The sequence below is a fragment of the Neobacillus sp. GCM10027624 genome, from assembly GCF_042675345.1.
GTDB lineage: Bacteria > Bacillota > Bacilli > Bacillales > Cytobacillaceae > Neobacillus > Neobacillus cucumis_D.
In genome coordinates this window covers 303,468-325,039 of sequence record NZ_JBHTHD010000010.1, presented here as the reverse complement: position 1 = coordinate 325,039, position 21,572 = coordinate 303,468, and the positions used below count along the sequence as shown (strand labels likewise).

The 21,572-nt window shown below is 41.6% G+C and carries 24 protein-coding genes and 1 other RNA gene; all 25 read right to left on the bottom strand.

Annotated elements, in window-relative coordinates:
• Positions 1–112 precede the first annotated feature (112 nt).
• Positions 113–447, bottom strand: a transfer-messenger RNA (tmRNA) gene (gene ssrA / locus ACFQZ9_RS15915).
• 158 nt (positions 448–605) lie between these two features.
• On the bottom strand, positions 606–1,073 hold the full coding sequence (gene smpB / locus ACFQZ9_RS15910) for an SsrA-binding protein SmpB (RefSeq protein WP_198310424.1): 468 nt from the start codon (positions 1,071–1,073) through the stop codon (positions 606–608).
• A gap of 87 nt (positions 1,074–1,160) precedes the next feature.
• Positions 1,161–3,512 carry a ribonuclease R gene (rnr, locus tag ACFQZ9_RS15905; RefSeq protein ID WP_498944553.1) on the bottom strand — a complete coding sequence of 784 codons (2,352 nt, stop codon included), beginning with the start codon at positions 3,510–3,512 and terminating at the stop codon, positions 1,161–1,163.
• 24 nt (positions 3,513–3,536) lie between these two features.
• The gene (locus tag ACFQZ9_RS15900) at positions 3,537–4,283 is read right to left on the bottom strand and encodes an alpha/beta hydrolase (protein WP_498944552.1); all 747 of its coding nucleotides are present in this window, start codon (positions 4,281–4,283) and stop codon (positions 3,537–3,539) included.
• 126 nt (positions 4,284–4,409) lie between these two features.
• Positions 4,410–4,643, bottom strand: a complete 234-nt coding sequence (gene secG / locus ACFQZ9_RS15895) for a preprotein translocase subunit SecG (RefSeq protein ID WP_026575985.1) — start codon at positions 4,641–4,643, stop codon at positions 4,410–4,412.
• A gap of 215 nt (positions 4,644–4,858) precedes the next feature.
• The gene (locus tag ACFQZ9_RS15890; RefSeq protein ID WP_498944551.1) at positions 4,859–6,250 is read right to left on the bottom strand and encodes a M28 family peptidase; all 1,392 of its coding nucleotides are present in this window, start codon (positions 6,248–6,250) and stop codon (positions 4,859–4,861) included.
• Positions 6,251–6,582: 332 nt separating this feature from the next.
• Positions 6,583–7,881, bottom strand: coding sequence for a phosphopyruvate hydratase (gene eno / locus ACFQZ9_RS15885; protein ID WP_198310427.1), 1,299 nt, complete (start codon positions 7,879–7,881; stop codon positions 6,583–6,585).
• A gap of 27 nt (positions 7,882–7,908) precedes the next feature.
• A complete protein-coding gene (gene gpmI / locus ACFQZ9_RS15880; protein WP_498944550.1) occupies positions 7,909–9,441 on the bottom strand; it encodes a 2,3-bisphosphoglycerate-independent phosphoglycerate mutase in 1,533 nt (510 codons plus the stop codon).
• Positions 9,434–10,195: a triose-phosphate isomerase gene (gene tpiA, locus ACFQZ9_RS15875; protein ID WP_498944549.1), complete on the bottom strand. Its 762-nt coding sequence runs from the start codon at positions 10,193–10,195 to the stop codon at positions 9,434–9,436. The genes gpmI and tpiA overlap by 8 nt, the downstream gene beginning before the upstream one ends.
• Before the next feature lie 31 nt (positions 10,196–10,226).
• A complete protein-coding gene (locus tag ACFQZ9_RS15870; RefSeq protein WP_498944548.1) occupies positions 10,227–11,411 on the bottom strand; it encodes a phosphoglycerate kinase in 1,185 nt (394 codons plus the stop codon).
• Positions 11,412–11,577: 166 nt separating this feature from the next.
• Positions 11,578–12,585 (bottom strand): type I glyceraldehyde-3-phosphate dehydrogenase, encoded by a 1,008-nt coding sequence (gap, locus tag ACFQZ9_RS15865; protein ID WP_198310431.1) that lies wholly within the window; start codon positions 12,583–12,585, stop codon positions 11,578–11,580.
• Positions 12,586–12,630: 45 nt separating this feature from the next.
• Positions 12,631–13,653, bottom strand: a complete 1,023-nt coding sequence (locus ACFQZ9_RS15860) for a sugar-binding transcriptional regulator (protein WP_498944547.1) — start codon at positions 13,651–13,653, stop codon at positions 12,631–12,633.
• 125 nt (positions 13,654–13,778) lie between these two features.
• On the bottom strand, positions 13,779–14,033 hold the full coding sequence (locus ACFQZ9_RS15855) for a thioredoxin domain-containing protein (RefSeq protein WP_498944546.1): 255 nt from the start codon (positions 14,031–14,033) through the stop codon (positions 13,779–13,781).
• Positions 14,034–14,122: 89 nt separating this feature from the next.
• Entirely contained in the window at positions 14,123–15,457 is a 1,335-nt protein-coding gene (gene rpoN / locus ACFQZ9_RS15850; RefSeq protein WP_498944545.1) for an RNA polymerase factor sigma-54, read from the bottom strand.
• 547 nt (positions 15,458–16,004) lie between these two features.
• On the bottom strand, positions 16,005–16,334 hold the full coding sequence (locus ACFQZ9_RS15845; protein ID WP_498944544.1) for a hypothetical protein: 330 nt from the start codon (positions 16,332–16,334) through the stop codon (positions 16,005–16,007).
• Positions 16,335–16,467: 133 nt separating this feature from the next.
• The gene (locus ACFQZ9_RS15840) at positions 16,468–18,093 is read right to left on the bottom strand and encodes a tape measure protein (RefSeq protein ID WP_498944543.1); all 1,626 of its coding nucleotides are present in this window, start codon (positions 18,091–18,093) and stop codon (positions 16,468–16,470) included.
• Positions 18,069–18,428 carry a hypothetical protein gene (locus ACFQZ9_RS15835; RefSeq protein WP_498944542.1) on the bottom strand — a complete coding sequence of 120 codons (360 nt, stop codon included), beginning with the start codon at positions 18,426–18,428 and terminating at the stop codon, positions 18,069–18,071. Before ACFQZ9_RS15835 ends, ACFQZ9_RS15840 begins: the two co-directional genes overlap by 25 nt.
• Before the next feature lie 161 nt (positions 18,429–18,589).
• The gene (locus ACFQZ9_RS15830) at positions 18,590–18,871 is read right to left on the bottom strand and encodes a hypothetical protein (RefSeq protein WP_498944541.1); all 282 of its coding nucleotides are present in this window, start codon (positions 18,869–18,871) and stop codon (positions 18,590–18,592) included.
• A complete protein-coding gene (locus tag ACFQZ9_RS15825; protein WP_498944540.1) occupies positions 18,871–19,197 on the bottom strand; it encodes a hypothetical protein in 327 nt (108 codons plus the stop codon). The genes ACFQZ9_RS15830 and ACFQZ9_RS15825 overlap by 1 nt, the downstream gene beginning before the upstream one ends.
• Positions 19,197–19,856 (bottom strand): hypothetical protein, encoded by a 660-nt coding sequence (locus tag ACFQZ9_RS15820; protein WP_498944539.1) that lies wholly within the window; start codon positions 19,854–19,856, stop codon positions 19,197–19,199. The genes ACFQZ9_RS15825 and ACFQZ9_RS15820 overlap by 1 nt, the downstream gene beginning before the upstream one ends.
• Positions 19,843–20,271, bottom strand: a complete 429-nt coding sequence (locus ACFQZ9_RS15815) for a hypothetical protein (RefSeq protein ID WP_498944538.1) — start codon at positions 20,269–20,271, stop codon at positions 19,843–19,845. Before ACFQZ9_RS15815 ends, ACFQZ9_RS15820 begins: the two co-directional genes overlap by 14 nt.
• Positions 20,272–20,289: 18 nt before the next feature.
• Positions 20,290–20,442, bottom strand: coding sequence for a hypothetical protein (locus tag ACFQZ9_RS15810; RefSeq protein WP_498944537.1), 153 nt, complete (start codon positions 20,440–20,442; stop codon positions 20,290–20,292).
• Positions 20,443–20,622 (bottom strand): hypothetical protein, encoded by a 180-nt coding sequence (locus tag ACFQZ9_RS15805; RefSeq protein ID WP_498944536.1) that lies wholly within the window; start codon positions 20,620–20,622, stop codon positions 20,443–20,445.
• A 113-nt stretch (positions 20,623–20,735) separates the two neighbouring features.
• Positions 20,736–20,960 carry a hypothetical protein gene (locus ACFQZ9_RS15800; RefSeq protein ID WP_498944535.1) on the bottom strand — a complete coding sequence of 75 codons (225 nt, stop codon included), beginning with the start codon at positions 20,958–20,960 and terminating at the stop codon, positions 20,736–20,738.
• Positions 20,957–21,523: an HNH endonuclease gene (locus ACFQZ9_RS15795; protein ID WP_498944534.1), complete on the bottom strand. Its 567-nt coding sequence runs from the start codon at positions 21,521–21,523 to the stop codon at positions 20,957–20,959. The genes ACFQZ9_RS15800 and ACFQZ9_RS15795 overlap by 4 nt, the downstream gene beginning before the upstream one ends.
• Between the last annotated feature and the right edge of the window lie 49 nt (positions 21,524–21,572).

Here is a 21,572-nt window from a genome sequence, read left to right as displayed (position 1 = left end):
TTGGATTACTCCACATACCGCTCGGCATTGCCTTATCGCATTTATGCGACTTAGGTTTCACCGATAAAGCCGAATTATCACTTGTGTGTTACCACACAAGGCGACTAATTACTAATCGAACCCGCGTCCAAAGATATCGGCACTTAAGCTTCTACGAGTGTAGTCGACATATTGGCGCTTCGCTGATCCATATGCCTGTCGACAGGCGTCCGGTCAGCTAGCCTGGTTGTTCTCTTCCTTCATCCTCAGGCGGTGGAATCCGGCGTAGCCCACTTAGAGTGAGTCCCTTACCCTACCACATGGGCAATGGAGGGAGGAACCGCTATGCAGTATTAAGCTGCGAAAGCGAGGTTGTTGTTAGTTTTGCCAGTTATGGCTTTGACGTTTTAACGAGGCCGATCCCCTCGACTCGCAACCTAAGCTCAAACTACCCCTGTCGAATCCGTAGCGTCCCCATTATAAAATGTGCTTAAAATCTAATGAAAGATTTTAGCAAGACGTTCGGGTGCTCAAGAATTAGTTAAGAGCAAAAGTTTCCGTCGCTCCTTAGCGACAAACTTATTATAACACACTGAGAGAAAAATTCAATTGTAAGTATTTGTAAACTACATCTTTTGACGTTCGCGGAATGCACGCTCAATTTCACGCTTCGCTTCTTTTTGTTTCAGAGACTCACGCTTATCATAATTTTTCTTACCCTTTGCAAGGCCAATTAAAACCTTACAAAAGCCATTTTTCAAATAAAGCTTTAATGGTACAAGCGCATAGCCCGCTTCCTTTGTTTCACCAATTAGCTTATTGATTTCACGTTTATGAAGCAATAATTTACGGGTTCTTAATGGATCATGATTAAAGCGATTCCCTTGCTCATAGGGACTGATATGCATCCCGAAAAGAATAGCTTCGCCATTTTGAATTCTGGCATATGAATCCTTTAGGTTTACTTTACCCGCACGGATTGACTTGATTTCAGTTCCCTGCAAAACGATGCCCGCCTCATATGTTTCTTCAATAAAATAATCATGATAAGCCTTTTTGTTCTGCGCAACAACTTTTCCTTCACCTTTTGGCATGTTCTCACCTCTATTTCTGGGTTTAATTTTAGCAGATTATGATAACTCGTACAATCAAAAGAGAGCCTCTAGAAGGCCCTCCTTACACTATCTTCTCTTTTTCCGCTTTGTGCTTTTATTTTTAGGCACATTTTCGTAGAATTTACGCTTCTTTTTCGACTTGGAACCGTTGCCGCCTTGGCCGCCATCACCAGACCTTTGATTGCGGTCCCCCTGCTGCTTGTTTCTACGAGGTTTATTGGTATCACTGCCGGTCTTAAAGACTTTAGGTGCCTCTGACCGTTCGCGGCGTGGTGTACCCTTCATCCCGACGATTTCAAAATCAATCGAGCGCTCCTCTTTATTCACCTTCACAACTCGAACCGTGATTTCATCACCTATACGGAACACGTTACCTGTACGTTCGCCAATCATCGCATAGTGGCGTTCATCAAAGCGGTAATAATCATCCGTCATATAGCTGACATGGACAAGTCCTTCGATCGTATTTGGAAGCTCAACAAACATCCCAAAATTGGTTACGGAGCTGATGATTCCATCATACTCAACACCAATTTTGTCCTCCATATACTCCGCTTTCTTCAATTCATCCGTTTCTCGCTCCGCATCAACAGCACGGCGCTCCATTCTTGAAGAATGGGCTGCAATTTCCGGAAGCTGGACATTCCATTTTTCCCTTGTCGCTTCATCCAGCTTACCTTCAATCAAATACGTGCGAATTAAGCGGTGCACAATCGTATCTGGATAACGTCGGATTGGCGATGTGAAATGGGTATAAAATTCCGTTGAAAGACCAAAGTGCCCTAAGCTTTCCGGGTCATACTTCGCCTGTTGCATTGAGCGCAGCATCACCGTTGAAACAACCATTTCCTCAGGCTTTCCCTGTACCTCTTCAATAATTTCTTGAAGCGCCCTTGGATGCACTTCATTGGCTGTACCTTTTACAATATAGCCAAAATTGGTGATAAACTCGAAAAATTTCCTTAGCTTATCTTCCTTAGGATCTTCATGGATTCGGTAAATGAACGGAACTTCCATCCAATGAAAATGTTCTGCGACCGTTTCATTTGCGGCAAGCATGAATTCTTCAATCAATCTCTCAGCAACGGAACGCTCACGGAGAACCACATCTGTTGGATTTCCTTCCTCATCGACTAATACCTTCGATTCTTTAAAATCAAAATCGATGGCGCCCCGTTTCATTCTTTTATCGCGTAAAATCGCAGCCAGTTCTTCCATTAACTCAAACATTGGAACTAGCGGTTCATAACGTTTTCTTGTTTCCTCATCTTTATCAATCAAAATTCGATTAACATCATAATAAGTCATCCGCTCTGTTGTCTTGATGACACTTTGAAAAATTTCATGATCCACCACTTGGCCTTCCGAGCTAATTTCCATATTGCAAGAAAGAACTAAGCGGTCCACCTTTGGATTCAACGAGCAAATTCCATTTGAGAGCCGGTGAGGGATCATCGGAATTACTCGGTCTACTAAATAAACACTTGTTGCCCGGTCTGCAGCTTCTACATCAATCGGTGATCCTTCTTTTACATAATAGCTGACATCGGCAATATGTACACCAAGCTTATAGTTTCCATTTTCAAGTTTCGTAACTGTTACGGCATCATCGAGATCCTTTGCATCTGCACCATCAATCGTCACAATGGTTTCGTTCCGTAAATCACGTCGGTTCTCCAGTTCACTCTCATCAATCGTATCCGGTGTTTCATTTGCTTGCTGCAGAACATCCTCCGGAAAGGCCATTGGCAAGCCATGCTTGTGGATAATCGAGAGGATATCCACTCCCGGATCATTTTTATGTCCAAGAATTTCAACGACTTCCCCTTCGGCACTTTTGCGTCCCTCTGGATAGGTAGTTAATTTTACAACTACCTTATGCCCTTCTACTGCTCCTTTTGAAGCAGCTTTCGGGATAAAAATATCACTAGCAAACTTTTTATCATCCGGAATCACGAAACCAAAACTTTTACTTTCCACATAGGTTCCGACCATTCGCTGAATTCCTCGTTCAATGATCCGGATAATACTGCCCTCTCGGCGCTGGCCGGTGCTCTCTGATGACACGCGTGCTAATACCGTATCACCGTGCATGGCCGTGTTTGTTTCGTTTGGAGGAATAAAAATATCGTCCATTCCCGGCTCATCTGGAATCACAAAGGCAAAGCCCTTTGCATGGCCTGTTAATTTTCCGCGGATTAGGTTCATCTTTTCCGGCAAGCCGTAGCGATTACTCCGGGTTCGAACAACTAATCCTTTCTCCTCCATTTGGACTAATGCCTTAACGAACTCCTTAAAGTCACTAGAATCTTGAATCCCAAAAGCAGCTTCAAGTTCTTGTACAGTCAACGGTTTATAGGCTTCGTCCTTCATATAATGCAAAAGCTTGTCAATATGCTTTTGAATTGTATCTTCCAAGCAAATCCCTCCTTTTCGGGTGCTTTAATCGTTCCATTCCAATGTTTCTAAAAAGGCATATACATCTTCATGAAGCTGTTCTTTCTCTTTATCTAGAGTAATCACATGTCCGGAATCTTCGAACCATTTGATTTGTTTTTGAACAGATTCGATGTTGTTGTAAATAATGTTGGCGCTATCCGTGTTGATCATGTTGTCATGGCGAGCTTGAACCACAAAGGTTGGAGCATAAATTAAATCAACATGGTCCCGAACATCTGCGATTTGCTCCTGAAGAGCGCGTAATGTTTGCATGGGAGTTTTTGCAAACTCGTTCATTTCCAATTCGATTTGTTCCTCTGTTTTTCCTTCTCTTTTTTTAAATTCGCGGGCATATTCTAAAACTCCTTGGTACATAACCTCTTCACTTTTAATATACATAGGCGCACACATGGTTACGATGCCTTTTATAGGTACAGTGTAACCCAATTTTAAAGAAAATACCCCGCCAAGGGAAAGACCGGCGACTGCAATTTCCTCGTGACCATTATTTTTCAAAAATTCATAGCCATTCAGTACGTCTTGCCACCAATCCTTAGGACCGGTATGAACAAGTTCCTCCGGAGGGACTCCGTGTCCTTTATAATGTGGGGCATGGCAAGTATAGCCCTTTTTTTCAAGAAAACGGCCCAGCATCCGCACATCGGAGGAATTCCCGGTGAATCCATGCAGCAAGAGAACCGCTCTTTTTCCTCCTTCAAAGGTAAATGGCTTTGGTAATGAAATTCTCATATGTAAAAACTCCTTCTTAATCTCTAGCTTATCTTAGTTTAAGCAATGGGGTGGCGAACATTCCAGAAAAAAGGCTTAGAGCGATAAAAAAACCCGGCAATCCAGCCGGGTTTTGAGCATTTGTCATTAAACTTTAAAGTAGGTAACAGCAACAGCTAGTACAAAAAACAACACCGATAAAACGACGGTAATACGATGTAGGATTAGATCGATACCACGAGCTTTTTGCTTACCGAATAGTGATTCAGCACCACCTGAAATGGCACCGGATAAACCAGCGCTTTTTCCTGATTGAAGTAAAACAACAGCGATAAGTCCGATACTTACGATTACTAATAAGATTACGACTAATGTATGCATAAGGCCACCTCCAGTTACACGTGCATCACAGTATCTTAAATTTACCATATTATTTCCCTTTTCACAATAGAGTTGTTCTGACAGCTTTTGGGAGATCAACGGATAATCGGAAGCAGTTTCTCAAATATGCTTTTTAGAAAAGGAATAGGACTATCCTAAGACGTATATAAAAACCGCCTAAAACATTCGTTTCAAGCGGTTTTGAATTAATTTTATTAATCTACTGGGCGGTCCTCAAAATCATAATCAACTGGTCCTGGAGCTACGTGTGCATTTACTAGAGCTGGCGTGTCTGGACGAGCAATTTGATAAGCAGCGGCTCCCACGATCGAAGCAGCTTGCTGAAGCTTTTCCTTGCTAATTTTATCAATTGTATCCGTCGGTTGGTGATACCAAGGCTCAACCGGTGAGTGGATAAATAGTGCTGAAGGAATTCCAAGCTCATGGAATGGCTGATGATCACTTCGCCCTAATTGTCCATATGGTATTGCTACATCCATCGTTCTTGCACCAGCAGAGGATCCTAAGTCCGTTACAAGATTTTTCTTACCGTCGATTGTATACATGATTAAGCCGCCTGCTGGATTATCTTCCCCTGCATCACGCCCGCCAATCATATCCATTTGGAAGTGGGCAACCATACGATCCACATCGCTCTTTGGAAGCTGAGATGCATAAAACGACGAACCAACCAGACCTCTTTCCTCTGAACCAAAGGTAAGGAATCGAACCTCTGTGTCAATTGGAGTTTTAGAGAATATACGTGCTAATTCAAGGACAGCTGATACTCCTGAGGCATCATCGTTTGCTCCCGGGCCGCCATGAACAGAATCATGGTGCGCCCCAATGGTGATGATTTGTCCTGTATCCTTATTGTTGTTCGGCTTCAATTTCGCTTCTACCACATATGAGGTTTTCTCAATTTTGTCAATATCGACATCTAAGGTTGACTCAACCGGTCCGGACTTTAATTGCTCAACCAATGCCAAACCTTGAGCACGTGTGATAGCAACAGCCGGGATATTCTGTCCCTCTGAAACTTGCCCAAAACTATTCCCACTACCATTATTATACATAAGTACCCCAACGGCACCTTTTTCAAGAACATTTTGCACCTTTTCAACAAACGTTAGGTCCCCACGTTCCACTAAGGCAATTTTACCTTTCACAGCATCAGTAATTTCCTCAGGTTTTGCTTTTCCAACATTCATAAGCTGAGCTGTGACTTTTCCACTTACACTACCGCTGAACGCACGGGGAGCTGTTCCAGACAAGTCTGTACCGCCAATTTTCACCCACACATGGTTTGTCCGATAATCGTAAATAGGGAAAGGGATTACTTTTGTTTCAAGACCTAAACTCTTAAATTGCCCCTCTATGTAATTTACTGCACGAACTTCCCCTTCTGTGCCAGCCTCCCTCGGCTGCTCAGATAACAAGGCAATGGTGTTATACATATTATCCGCACTGATTTTTTTGATAATCTTGTTGTCAAAAGCTGTGTCTGATTGTCCATTGGCCGAACTTGTCGTTTGAGCATAAACGGCCCCAGTTGAAAGAACCATACTTGCTGTTAAGATTGTAATAATCGATTTTTTTCGCAACATCTATCGGATTCCCCCTTTATTTGTCATACCTCCTTATTATTCATTATTTGGAATTTTTAGTAAACAATGGTCATTTTAACCAAATGGTGATTTTTTGGTAAGAACGTCTGATTGTATTTTCTAGTTACAATCTAAATTTCAACCTTTCTAAGTCCATTTCATTACACTTTTACACTCTATCTACTCCGAAATATCTACACTTCGACAAAATTTAGTCTAGCAGTATGAACTATTCGACATTTACCTACCAAATACAGGTGGGTATAAAAAAACCCCTATAAATGTGAGGCTTTATCACATTTTTAGGAGTTTTCAATTCAAAAAGAACTATATTATTTACTCAAGTTATAGAAAGACTTAATTCCGTTAAACTTAGCTGTTTCACCTAATTGATCTTCAATACGAAGCAATTGGTTGTATTTTGCGATACGGTCTGTACGTGATGGCGCACCAGTTTTGATTTGACCAGCGTTTGTTGCTACTGCAATGTCAGCAATCGTGCTGTCTTCTGTTTCACCAGAACGGTGAGAAATAACAGCAGTATAGCCCGCGCGTTTTGCCATTTCAATCGCATCAAAAGTTTCAGTAAGAGTTCCGATTTGGTTAACTTTAATTAGGATTGAGTTGCCGATTCCTTTTTCAATACCTTCAGCAAGCTTCTTCGTATTGGTTACGAATAAATCATCACCAACTAATTGAACTTTTTTGCCAAGACGCTCTGTTAAAAGCTTGTGGCCTTCCCAGTCGTTTTCATCTAGGCCATCTTCGATTGAAATGATTGGATATTTAGAAGAAAGCTCTTCGTACCAATCTACCATTTCTGCAGATGTTTTCACAACGCCTTCACCTGCAAGATGGTATTTCCCATCTTCTTTGTTGTAGAATTCAGAAGATGCAGCATCCATGGCTAACATGACTTCTTCGCCTGGTTTGTAACCAGCTTTTTCGATTGCTTCCACGATAGTTTGAAGTGCTTCTTCGTTAGAACCAAGGTTTGGAGCAAATCCACCTTCGTCACCAACAGCTGTGTTAAGGCCTTTGCCTTTTAGAACTGCTTTTAAGCTATGGAAAATTTCTGCACCCATGCGTAATGCTTCTTTAAAGTTTGGCGCACCGACAGGCATAACCATAAATTCTTGAATATCAACGTTATTATCAGCATGCTCTCCGCCGTTTACGATGTTCATCATTGGTACTGGAAGCTGCTTAGAGTTGAATCCCCCAAGGTATTGGTATAAAGGAACATCTAAGTAATCAGCTGCAGCATGGGCAACCGCCATCGAAACACCAAGAATCGCGTTTGCTCCTAATTTACCTTTATTTTCAGTTCCGTCTAACTCGATTAAAGCTTGGTCAACACCAACTTGATCAAGGACGCTGAACTCTTCGCCTACAAGGAATGGAGCAATAATTTCATTCACGTTTTCAACGGCTTTTAAAACACCTTTGCCAAGGTAACGCTCTTTGTCACCATCGCGAAGCTCAACAGCTTCGTATTCACCTGTAGAGGCACCACTTGGTACTAATGCGCGGCCAAATGCGCCTGATTCAGTGAATACTTCAACTTCAACAGTAGGGTTACCGCGGGAATCTAAAACTTCACGTGCATAAACATCAACAATAAATGGCATTTGTATCTCTCCTAAAAATAAATTTAATTATTTGATTAATGATTTTCCTGTCATCTCAGCTGGTTTTTGTACACCTAATAAATCTAACATGGTTGGGGCTAAATCGCCAAGTATTCCATCTTCGCGTAATTGGGCACCTGTTTTTGTTACAATCACAGGTACCGGATTAGTTGTGTGGGCCGTCATTGGCTCACCTTCGAGCGTGATTACTTCATCGGCGTTTCCATGATCAGCAGTAATTATCGCTTTTCCGCCTTTTTCAAGAATAAGATCAACAATTTTTCCTAAACACTCATCAACCGTTTCAATCGCCTTAACCGTTGGCTCCAGCATTCCTGAATGGCCAACCATATCAGGGTTAGCAAAGTTTAGTAAAATGGCATCAAATTTATCTGCCTGGATTTCTTTTAACAGGGCATCTGTTACTTCATATGCACTCATTTCAGGCTTCAAATCATATGTGGCTACTTTTGGGGAATTTATTAAAATCCGTTCTTCCCCAGGGAATTTATCCTCACGACCGCCGCTCATAAAGAACGTCACATGTGGATATTTTTCCGTTTCGGCAATTCGCAATTGCTTTAATCCATTTTGCGATAAGACCTCACCAAGGGTATTATCAAGGTTTGATGGTTTAAAAGCAACATATCCATCAACCGATTCACTAAAATGTGTCAAACAAACGAAGAATAAATCCTTTGGATGCTGAGGACCACGGTCAAAAGCACGGAAATCTTCGTTCGTGAACGTATTTGAAATTTGGATGGCACGGTCAGGTCGGAAATTATAGAAAATCACGGCATCATTATCCTGAATCGTTGCCACAGGTTGTCCATCTTCTTTTGTAATCACAGATGGAATTACGAACTCGTCGAAAATGCCATGTTCATACGAATCCTTGACAACCTCCAATGGATTTGTGTACGAAGGACCTTCCCCATAAACCATTGCACGATAGGATTTTTCAACTCGCTCCCAGCGTTTATCACGATCCATTGAATAATATCTTCCAGAGATGGTAGCAAATTCGCCAACACCATACTCCTTCATTTTGTCCAGCGTCTGCTGAATATATGTTTCTGCTGTTTTCGGCCCAACATCACGGCCATCAAGGAAGGCATGAATATATACCTTTTCAACGCCCTCATCCTTTGCAAGCTTTAATAGAGCAAACATATGGTTGATATGACTGTGAACTCCTCCATCTGAAAGTAATCCAAACAAATGAAGACTTGTTCCATGTTTTTTTACATGTTCCATCGCTCCGGTGAAGGTTTCATTTTTTTCAAATTCCCCTTCACGGATTGCAATATTTACACGAGTTAAGCTTTGATATACAATCCGGCCGGCACCGATATTCAAATGCCCGACTTCAGAGTTTCCCATTTGTCCTTCAGGAAGACCTACTGCTTCGCCGGATGCCGTTAAATGGGAATGAGGGAAAGTTTCCCAATAACGATCAAAATTCGGCTTTTTCGCGTGATAAACAGCATTCCCTTTATGTTCATCACGGCATCCAAAACCGTCTAAAATAATGAGCGCAACAGGAGATTTACTCATTGCTTCCTGCCTCCAATAGCTGCAGGAATGATTGCACTTCAAGGCTGGCTCCGCCAACTAAAGCACCATCGATATCAGGTTGTGCCATGTATTCTTTAATATTGCCAGGTTTCACGCTGCCGCCGTATTGAATTCTTACTGCGTTCGCAACATCCTCCGAAAATTGCTTTCCAACCACCTGACGAATATGTGCACACACTTCGTTTGCATCTTCTGAAGTGGAGGATTTACCTGTGCCAATTGCCCAAATTGGTTCATAAGCAATAACGGTTTGTTTTACTTGATCATCTGTTAAACCAGCCAGCGCCTTTTCAATCTGGCCTCCAACGAAATTCATCGTTTCACCGTTTTCACGCTGTTCAAGTGTTTCACCACAGCAAACGATTGGAGTTAAATTGTAATGGAAAGCTGCAAGAACTTTTTTGTTTACAGACTCATCTGTCTCATTGAACATTTCACGACGTTCCGAATGCCCAATGATTACATATTGCACTCCTAAATCAGCAAGAGCTTTTGGACTAATTTCCCCAGTAAAGGCTCCGCTTTCTTCAAAATGCATGTTTTGTGCACCAATTTTTACATCACTGCCTTTAACTGTTTCCACTAAGCTTTGTAAAAATAACGCAGGTGCGCAGATGACGGATTCAATTTTGTCTTGTGCAGGAACTAATGTTTTCACTTCTTCTGCAAAGCTTTTGGCTTCTGAAAGAGTCTTGTGCATTTTCCAGTTGCCTGCAATGATTGGTTTACGCATGCTGGACCATCCTTTCTATAGTTGAAAAAAATTATTTATCGTTCAACGCCACGACTCCAGGTAATGCTTTTCCTTCCATAAACTCAAGAGAAGCACCGCCGCCAGTTGAGATGTGGCTCATTTTATCTGCTAAATGGAATTTTTCTACTGCCGCTGCAGAGTCTCCACCGCCAATAACGGAATATGTTTCTTCCGCTTCTCCAAGTGCTTCGGCAACTGCTTTTGTTCCGCCTGCAAATTTATCCATTTCGAATACACCCATCGGTCCATTCCAAATGACTAATTTTGATTTTTTAATGACTTCACGGTAGATCTCAGCGGTTTTAGGACCAATATCAAGTGCCTGCCAATCAGCAGGAATCGCTTCAATTGAAACAACCTGTGTATTCGCTTCCGCCGAAAATTCATCTGCGATAACGGCATCCACTGGCATGTAAAAATTAACGCCTTTTTCCTTTGCCTTTTCGATAAAAGACTTAGCTAAGTCAATTTTATCTTCTTCGAGCAGTGATTGACCGATTTCATGACCTTGCGCTTTTATAAATGTATAAGCAAGGCCGCCGCCAATAATTAAGTTATCCACTTTTTCTAATAGATTTTCAATAACGCCAATTTTGTCTTTTACCTTTGCACCGCCGATAATCGCTGTAAATGGACGCTCTGGATTGGAAAGAGCCTTGCCAAGTACCTCCAACTCTTTTTCCATTAAAAATCCGGCCACAGCTGGAAGATGGTGGGCAACACCTTCTGTTGAAGCATGTGCTCTATGTGCCGCACCAAAAGCATCATTCACATACACATCCGCAAGTTCTGCAAATGCTTTCGCAAGTTCTGGATCGTTCTTTTCTTCACCTGGATAAAAACGAACGTTTTCAAGAAGGAGAACATCCCCATCATTCATCGTTCCAATCAAGGCTTTTACAGATTCTCCATGCGCCTCATCGGCAATTTTAACCTCTTTGCCGAGCAATTCTGCAAGACGTTGGCCAACAGGAGCTAACCGCATTTCTTCTACTACTTTGCCTTTTGGACGGCCAAAGTGGCTCGCTAAAATAACCTTTGCCCCTTGCTCCCTTAAATACTGGATGGTTGGCAATGCAGCTCGAATCCGCGTTTCATCGGTGATTTTCCCCTCTTGCATCGGAACATTAAAATCTACTCGGCAAAAAACGCGTTTTCCCTTAACATCCACATCTTTTAATGATTTCTTGTTCATGAAAAGGACCTCCTTAATATGTACTTCGAATAACGATCAATGGTACATCCAATTACATTAAAAAAAGGAGGGGGAATCTTCCCCTCTCCCCTTTGTCACGCCATTTTCCATTATAGACTGCCTTTGGCGTTTTTGCCAATCCCGTCCAATCGAAAATGTTCTATGATTAAAGTCCTTTTTGAGCGATGTAATCTACTAAGTCAACAACACGGTTAGAGTATCCAACTTCATTATCGTACCAAGAAAGTACTTTAACCATATTTCCTTCAAGTACCATTGTTGATAACGCATCAATCGTAGATGAAACAGTTGCGCCATTGTAGTCACTAGAAACCAATGGAAGCTCGCTGTAAGCTAAGATTCCTTTTAATGGACCTTCAGCAGCTTCTTTTAACGCTGCATTTACTTCATCAACTGTTACATCTTTTTCTAATTCTGCAACTAGGTCAACAACAGAAACGTTTGGAGTTGGAACACGCATAGCCATACCATTTAATTTTCCTTTAAGCTCTGGTAAAACTAGAGAAACGGCTTTAGCAGCACCAGTAGATGTTGGAATCATATTTTCTGCAGCTGCACGAGCACGACGGTAGTCCTTATGTGGTAAATCAAGGATTTGTTGGTCATTTGTATATGAGTGAACAGTTGTCATCATACCGCGTTTGATGCCAAATGTATCGTTTAGTACCTTTGCAAATGGTGCAAGACAGTTTGTTGTACAAGATGCATTTGATAATACATGGTGGTTAGCTGCATCATATTTATCTTCGTTAACACCCATAACGATTGTGATATCTTCGTTTGTTGCTGGAGCAGAGATAATTACTTTCTTAGCACCCGCTTCAAGGTGTTTTGCTGCATCTTCACGTTTTGTAAAGCGGCCAGTAGATTCAACTACTACTTCAACACCAAGATCTCCCCAACCAAGTTGTGCAGGGTCGCGCTCAGCGATAACTTTTACTTTTTGTCCGCCAACTACTAAGTATTCACCATCAACTGTTACATCCTCAGTAAGAGTTCCGTGAACAGTATCATATTTTAAAAGATGTGCTAACATGTTAGCATCTGTTAAGTCATTGATTGCTACGATTTCGATATTTGAATTGTTTAATGCCGCACGGAATACATTCCGTCCAATACGACCAAACCCGTTAATTCCTACTTTTACTGTCATGATAATTTCCTCCTTTAATTGGTTAAGGATTTATATTCAAAGGATTTACCCTTTTAATAACTTTCTTGCTGCACCTTCATCCGTTATTAAAATCGTGGATGCCGGTGCTTGCTTCATATAGGCCCGAATAGCCTTAGCCTTTGATGCACCGCCTGCTACCGCAATGATATCCGGAATGCGGGCCAAGTCACTGAGTTGGATACCAATGGTAGATACCTTGTGTACAATATCACCCAGTTCGTTAAAGTAATAACCGAATGCTTCGCCAACAGCTTTTTCCTCTTCAATTTTCCCTAGGATTTCGGAGCTTGATTTTCTGCGTTCAGCCATTGTCATAGCGTCCCCAATCCCATGGAGAACCATGCTAGCCGATTGGATTAACTCTAAAACCTCATGAATCCCAGGCTCTTTAATAAGTGAATCATAAATCTCCGGGCTAACCTGATCGGGCACATAAAATACACGATGTTTCGCTTTCATGTTTGCCGCCATAATCGAGCAAATGGTATTGGCTTGATTGTGAACATCCTCACCGACACCGCCCCGTGCTGGAACAAATAAAATCTCCTTTTGGTCCGTTTCCGGAGAAAGCTCATCGGCAATTGCCGCCATTGTGGACCCACCGGTCACAGCAATAATATTTTTCCCTCCCAGATGTTTTTTCATGTAAGAGGCACTTGCCTTACCAAGGTCCTTTTTCACCATAGGAGAGTCTTCGCTATCACCCGGGACAATAATGACGTTTTTAATACCCATACGATGCTTTAATTCTAATTCCATCACATCAATGCCCTTAAGTTCACGCATGAGTCCTTCTAAATCTTCAAGTAAATTTTTTCCATCAGATGTTAGACTCATTCCAACACTATTGATGAATATTAAGTTTTGATCCTTCAAAAAATCCACTTCACTTCGGAGAATTCTCTCCGTATACCCAAGGCTTACGGCTAAGCTTCTTCTTCCTACTGGCTGCATGAATCCGATGTATCTAAGAATATGATGTCTCTTCTGCAGCATCTGTAGAATATCAGGAACTAGCCTTTTTTGGATGTCGATGATTGATTGCATGAGCATAAGCTCCTTTTATATTATGTAGTTGGTCACAAAATGTCCACCTGTGACATATTATGTCCCGCTACAGCTAAAAAAAATCACTCCTTTATTGTAGCAGGAGTGAAATGTAATTTCAACAGTTAAGATTCAGATTTTTCTTGCAAACGGTTACTTATGTCAAATTTATCAACATAGCCAAATCCAACTTCTTCCCCATCAATATGAACGACTGGAATCATTAAGCCATAACGTTCCGTTAGTTCATCACTTTCCTCTATATCAATTTCTTCCAGAGCAAAATTCCAAGTTTCTTTAAGTTCCATTAAAGTATTCTTTGCTTTATCACATAATGGACAGCGCGTTCTGGTATATAAGGTGACGAGAATTGGTTCCATGTTTAACTCCTTTTAATTAGGAAGCTGTACTGATTTGCGCTCCAATCAACATTGTTTAGTAAATCAACAATTACTTTTAAACACAACCATTAATTAAACCGCTTTCTTTTGGACGAAGAAGGAATTCCTAATTGTTCACGATATTTCGCAATGGTTCGTCTCGACACGACCATCCCTTCAGCATCTTTTAACTGTTCAACAATTTCTTGATCAGATAGTGGTTTTTGCTTATCTTCTTTTTCAATCAAAGAAGAAATTGCTTTTTTTACCAATGTTGATGAAGTATTTTCATTAGATGTAGTTTGAATGGTACTCGTGAAAAATGTTTTTAACGGGAAAGTTCCAACTGGCGTTTGCACAAATTTTTCACGAACAGCACGGCTGACCGTAGATTCATGAATTTCCAGTTCACTTGCAATATCCTTCATTGTCATAGGCGATAAATAATTTGGCCCCTTTTGAAAAAAGATTACCTGCTTTTCTAATATTTTCGCCACTACTTTTGTTAATGTTTCTTTCCTTTGTTCAATGCTTTTCAAGATCCACTGATAATCTTGCATTTTCTCTTGTAAAAACCGCGTAACACTAGGATCCTGCCCTTGAATACCAGAAAATTTCTTGTAGTAACCATCATTAAATGAAAGTCTTGGCAGGGAGTCATCGCACATCCGAATCGTATACTCGTCCCCATTCCGTTCGACTATGACATCAGGAATAACATAAGTGGTATTATCCCCTAGGCCTAATTGTGCTCCCGGCTTAGGATTGAGCAGTTGAATAAGATCAAATACATCTTGAATATCCTTTAGTGATACTTGCAGCTCTTTTGCAATCAGTTTCCACTTCTTATCTGCAAAGGGAACAAAGTAATCGGAAATGATTTTATGAGCCAATTCTTCATCAGGATATTCCCATTCTATTTGAATCAATAAACACTCTTGTAGGTTCCGGGCACCAATTCCGACTGGTTCAAGTGTTTGTATGATAAGTAAGCATTCGCTGACAAGCTCTTCCGGCACTTTTAACGCTTTTGCCATATCAGTCAGATTGCCTAATAAGTAACCGTTTTCATCAAGATTATGAATAAGATGACGGATTATCTTTAATTGCTCAGGTGTAAGAGTTTTTAAGTTTAATTGAGAAATTAATTGATTCTCAAGTGAATTCCCAGTCTTTCCGGCAATCTGTTCAATCCAGTCTTTTTCTGCTTTTTGGGATTTTTTCCGGTTTCGGTCAATCAACGGATTCATCGGTTGAACATTCCCATTTTCAATCTGCATTAGGGGATTTTCAAGCGCTTTATTTTCCAAAAAAGCAGTTAGTTCCTGAGCGTTGTATTGCAAAAGCGCAATAGCCTGCGAGAGCTCCTGCGTCATGGTTAATTTTAACGTTTGCTGTTGCCATAAACCAGCCTTTAAGTTCATTCCAATCCCCCCATAGTTCTATTTTACATGATAGAAGGGATTTGGTGTATGGCAAGAAATTGGTATATGGAATATTTTTTTCGATTGGATTGCGAAGAATACAGGCTTTAAAAGGGTTTTAAGGAACTTGGATATTTTTTTGAAGGTTAAATGATTTCAGATATTTTTAAAAAAGTGTCGAAATTTTAGACAAATAAAAACCCCCTGTCGTTACAGAACAGGAGGCTTTTATGACGCCCTCGGCAGGAATCGAACCCACATCTCAAGAACCGGAATCTTACGTGCTATCCGTTGCACCACCCGTTGGCGCTCTCGAGGGTAATCGTTAATCTAATAACGTTTACGGCAATGTTCCGTAAAACCACTGCGCGATATTTTTTACAAAGACGAACCTTAACGTTATTCAAATCATAACGCTAGAGTCGTAGGTTGTCAACGGTAAAAAATCCGCAGAGGCAACGGAAACTTAATCGTCATTTAAACGAATCGAGACGGACAATCATTCGCAAAACGAAAGATAATTTCGTCTGAGAGCGAATCTCAAGCACTATTGGTCAATCGTTTCTGCATCGACTATCTTATCGCCTTTTCTAACCGCCATAATCCCCGCAATAATCAACAGTACATCCGCTAATAAGTACGTCCAGGTAATAAAGTATGTTCCGGCAACAGCGGACCCAATCAATAACACGGATGCCATATGCGGATTCTTCTTCGTTAAGACAGCGCCAACTATTCCGGCAGCACCGCAAACAAATCCGACTAGAGCCTTCCAGATTAATTCTTCCATAATAAGCCCGCCTAAAATAAATACAATCATCGCAGCAAATAGCCCTAAAATACCGCCTATAAGACCCAAAACACCTTCAGTAGTCATTTTATCTCCCCCTTAATGCCTATTATATCGCAAAGATTAAGATAAATGGAAAAAAATTCTAGCGTCTGTATTGCGTGTGTTTTCGTCAGTAGACAAAAAAAGGGCCGACCTCCGAAGAAGTCAGCCGTTATTGCTAAGCACCGGCACCGCCAGCAGTTTCGATCTTCTTAACGAAATATTCGAATAGTTTATCAGCATCCTTTTTGGACGATCCGGTTCCGTTAATATGAATATCTCCGAATTGGTATACGTTTCCGCCTTTTTCGTAGTCTTTTACTTGGGAAGCCGGTACCACTTTTTCATTTTTGTGGAGACGCGCCACGTATCCGTCATATGGGACCCGATTTAATCCACCGTGATGCGAAGGAAGGGGACCATTCGTCCGTACACCATAAGGATTTACACCTTTTGTACTGCTGCTTGGTGTGGACGATTTAGAGCCCGAATGCGAGACGCCCCATACTTTTTTAGCAATAATAGTCGTTGCCTTTTGCTTTGCCCATTTTACCGCAGACTGAGGATCAGCCAGCATCTGCAAAATCCAAGATGACTTTAGCGCTTCATTTACTCCCGAAACAATGCCGGAACCAATTGCAGACCCTAAGTTTACTGCGATTGGTGTGAGCGTATCCGCAGATGCCTCAATAGTAGCGGCTAAAATTTCGACTAATGCCTTAGATGTATTGGCGATTTTATCTCTTCCGCCATTATCTAACCACTCGTTAAACTTATTGAATAGGTCTTCAATGACCCATTTGACGCGCCCAAATAGAGTTGTCTGTTTTTGGAATTCTGCGTTATTTTGAATACTACTAATCCATTTTCCAATTCCTTTTGCCGCAGCTACAAATCCAGTTGCAACATTCTTTAAGATATTAGCGCCAGTCTGTTGGAATCCGCTTAAATCACCGCCACTTATACCTTTATTGATTTCGCCAAGGAACTTCTTAATTACCGAAAGTGCTGGCTGACCCATTTCACGGAGCATCTTATCGACGGCTTCCGTTATCTGCGACCAAATACCGAGCGTCGTTCCTCCGGCATCCTTGATAATTTTTTCGGTCATTCCGATAGAATTAAAGTATCTATTTAGGGCTCGCACCTGCTCCGGAAGATCCATTCCTTTGATTTCATTCATCACTTTACGGGGCATCTCAAAACGTTCGACCATGCTGGTAGCGTCACCCGAAAACAATTCACGCAATGCCATAACCGACCCTTCAACGCCCTGCATCGGATCAATTGCAGCCATTCGTTCAGCCAGCTTCCACATTTTCTGTAATTCATTCGTATTTTTAGTCAACGTGATAAAGCTTTTTGAGTTGTCGAACATATCAGCGGAATTGAATACCGGAGACTTAATAGCCATGTCCGTAAGCATCTTTTGGTACTTTGACGACGCCTTTTTATCGTTAAATAGGGCGTCAATCATTACCGAGCTCTGTTCAAATTTGGCCGCTTCTCCGATCGTTTTATTAAACAATGATTGCGCAGCTTTGGCGCCACCAATGGCAGCCGCTAAACCGACAAAGGCGCCTTTTAATGAGAAAATACCCTTGGAGGCACCTCCTACTCCGCGAAGAGCATTGGTAAAATGTTCTGCTGCTCTGGTTGCCCGTGAAGTTGATCTTCCGTTTTCCTCATGAGCACGAGTTAATCGTTCAATCGACCTCTGATTCTGTTGAATTTGACGAGAAACACGACGCATTGGAGAAGTGAAATCATCTCTAAGGCTTAGACGGGCTTGGAGATTAAACATTTCAGCACCTCCTCAGTGTTTTTATCTACTGCTTTCGCAAATTGGTGCGCGAGATGGTCTGTCACTGCATCAGATTGCCCGTTATTGAATGCTTCCGCCAGGTTTTTGAATCGAGCGATTACTTCTAGGCTAGCTTTTGCAATGCTTTGCCACTGCGGATCGTTTTCGAGAGCTCTGAAAAAGCTTTCGTACCAAAAAACGTGAGCCAAAGCGGACCTTGAGATTCTGCGGTTTTGTGCAAGTTTGTTAAACGATTGATCTAAGTCTCTCGTAAATTGGTCAAACCGCCTTATTCTTGTTTCTAGTAACATTGTTCTCCTCCCTTTCTTCGGCATATATTAACCCTCCCGTCAGCGGTATGCCGTCCGCTGGTTCATCAGGCGATATGTAAAAAGGACGACCCTGGGGGAAGGGCCGCCAATTGGAGGAAATTATGATGCGCTCCTACCTTCAGCATGACGACTGACTTAGTCCAAATGCGCAAAATAAAAACGCCTTAGTTGGCGTTGGCTTGATCAAGATATGCTTGTTTTAGGACTGCGTAACGTTTGATGTTATCATGAGTCTTAATTAATTGAGGATTTTGAACACCGCTCTCATAAACGTAGGTGTATCGCGTACTTTTCGCTAGGTTGTATGCATTAGCTACATCATCCGCTGATAAAGCGAATTCGCTAATATCTACATCGGATAGGTCCTCACCTTCAATTTTGCTAAGCAGTTCCGAGTCACCGTCGATTATTGTTCCTGTTTCTAGTACCATCATTCTCCAACCCATTATTCGTCATCTCCCTTTTCTGTTTTCGCTTGGTATGCTTGCTTAATCGCCTCATATTGTTTTAAAGAACTGTCGAGGTCATTATCTTCCTTGAATAGCTTGACGAGATCTTCGGCAAATTGCATCACACTATCGTCCGGAGTATTTGCTTTTTTCTCTTCCTGAACTGCGTATGCCTGTTTTAATTGAGAATAAAGGCTGCGGTGTTCGATTTTGCCTGTGTCTTGCGCTAATTCGAAAGCTGCTTTAATATCAGCCTCAAGTAACTCTCCTGACAGCATTTTGCTCTGTAGTTCTCTTTCACGAATAGTAAAATGTTGTTTCATTATTTTTTCTCCCCTTTAATTTTCTCGATATATTCAGCGTTCTCAGGTAAACGGAGCTTACTTTCTACATTTATCACGTCCGAAGGTACTCCAAGGACTTTATTAACCACTTGAGCCCTTCCGTCAAAGTCAGCGTTCTTTAATATTGGATTTTCTACCGCAATATAAGCCGACGTTTCCCCGTTTTCTCTTGCAGCAATAGCTAATTCTTTCATCTCATCTGTAATTGGACGATATTCCTGAAGCGCTTGGAAATAATCAAGCATTGCCGATAAGATTAAATTACGCCCCATCTCCACGCGCTCTTCTATGGACGGCAAAATTGAATTAGTGACTTTTCCCTTATAACCAGCGTTAAATGCCTTTACCACGTCACCCGGCTTAATGCTGCCGCTGATATAACGACCGCTAGCTTCCGTTTCTTGCTTTCTTCGCAAATAGATCGTTTTAGTGTCTTGGACTGCTTGGTCAAGGGCGTCAAGTTCTTCTGAAGGGTCCTTTCCTTCGCGAATACATGCCGCCAGTGTGTTTTCGTATTTGTACTGAGCAGCAACGTAATTTTCCATCGCTTCACTTTCACGATCGAGAAACTTTTGGCGTGCTGCCTTTGCGTTTTCTTGCTCCTGAAGGTATTGCTCATATAAATCAAACTTCAACATATTTACCACTTCCTCCGATTTTGTCTGTTAATCTAATAAAAAATAAATATAGTCTTAGGCGCCATTTCGGTAATTCCGGCAAAGGTACAATCGATTCAATATCGTATATATCTCGCAAAATCTCTTCGGCATCTTTTAAGCTCGAAGCCGTTTCACTGACGGAATCATAATGCTTAATAACCCCGTGAATACCTGGCTCGTTTAAAGTCTGCGCATAAATTTCACGGTTTGACGTCATTAGAAGAACAGAACCGCCATGACGCTCCATTAAGCCTTTAATTCGTTCGATTGCCTTTTCCGGTCCCTCATACGGTCCGATTATCTGATCGATTAAATATTTGTCGTAAAGGTTGATAACGAGGAACTCTGAAGCCTCTAATTTCTCAACGTTCGCAACCGCTGTATATATTGCCATAATCGCTAAATCCCCCCTTTAACTGCTTGCGCCTCTTTTAATCATTTTCATTAAGAATTCGGTCCAGTCCTTTTCCTCGCGCCCTAAAGGACTATTTTTTCTTTTATACTTGCGTTTTTCATACTGATCCATCCGGTCGTAGCGCGCTTCTTTTGAACTACGTCTCCCCACTTACGCAGTCACCCTTTCTCTAATACGTCTCATGAACAACTCATCGGTAACCAGTTTCGGAAGGGTCTCAGATATATGCCTTAAGGAGTTACTTCGTCCAAATTTATACTCAAAATGTTCCCCTTCGTACTCGACATGTGCAACAATAAAACGATTCTTATAAACTAGCTTAGTTGTCATCTTAATCTCCTCCAAAAATGTGTGTAATTAACAGATTTTCTTGCTATTTTAGCCGTTTTTGGCTTGCGTTTTCCTCTCTGAATACTAGCGGAAGGGTAACGCCTCCAAACTGCTTAAATCGGCTTATTTTCTTTAAAATCGGTCACGTTAAACATCCGTTCTGCTGCCCGTCTTTGTTCGATAGGTATCTTATATTGACACCCAATGAACCGGTTATTTTTGTAATAGTCAGCCATAACTGCCCAATCTTTGTATCTACGGATGCGTCCTATTAATTTGCGGTCCTCTGTGTAACCGGCAAGCCAGCCAGGTTCTAACCTCCAAAGCTGATTGCTCATGTCCTACTCGCCTCTTTACTGATGGATAACCGCTCTTGCTTCAACTCATAAGCCACATGCTCATCCGTCAGCTCCGAAAGCACTTCCTCTTTACTTACGCCTTGCAATAAAGACATGTAATCCACGACCATCGAGAGGTTAGTATCAGGAAACTTTTCGCGTTTATCAAAGAAATACGTAACTATCGGCTTATTACTCTTCGATATGTTGCATCTAGCACAAGCGGGCAACAAGTTCGCCAATGTATTGCGACCACCTTCAGACAATGCGCAAATATGTTCAAGGTGTAGATTGTGTTCCTTTTCCGGTCGTTTTGAGCAATAGGCACACTTTCCGTCAAACATTCCGAACAAGAGGCGGATTTCTTTTGCAGTAACTTCCATCGGAATGCCTAGCTTTGATGATCGACCTTTAAGACTTCGGTATGCTCTGGACGCCTTATCATCCGAATCATGCTTACACTGGCGGCAGCGATTCGTATACTTTGATTTATGGCGCGAATCAATCTCCATAAGCGTCAGTTCTTTTTCAATTCCGCAAATCCTACAAATACGCATCTCCATTAGCGGGCACCGCCTTTCGTAATTACCGATACCTTTGCATCAATGCGTT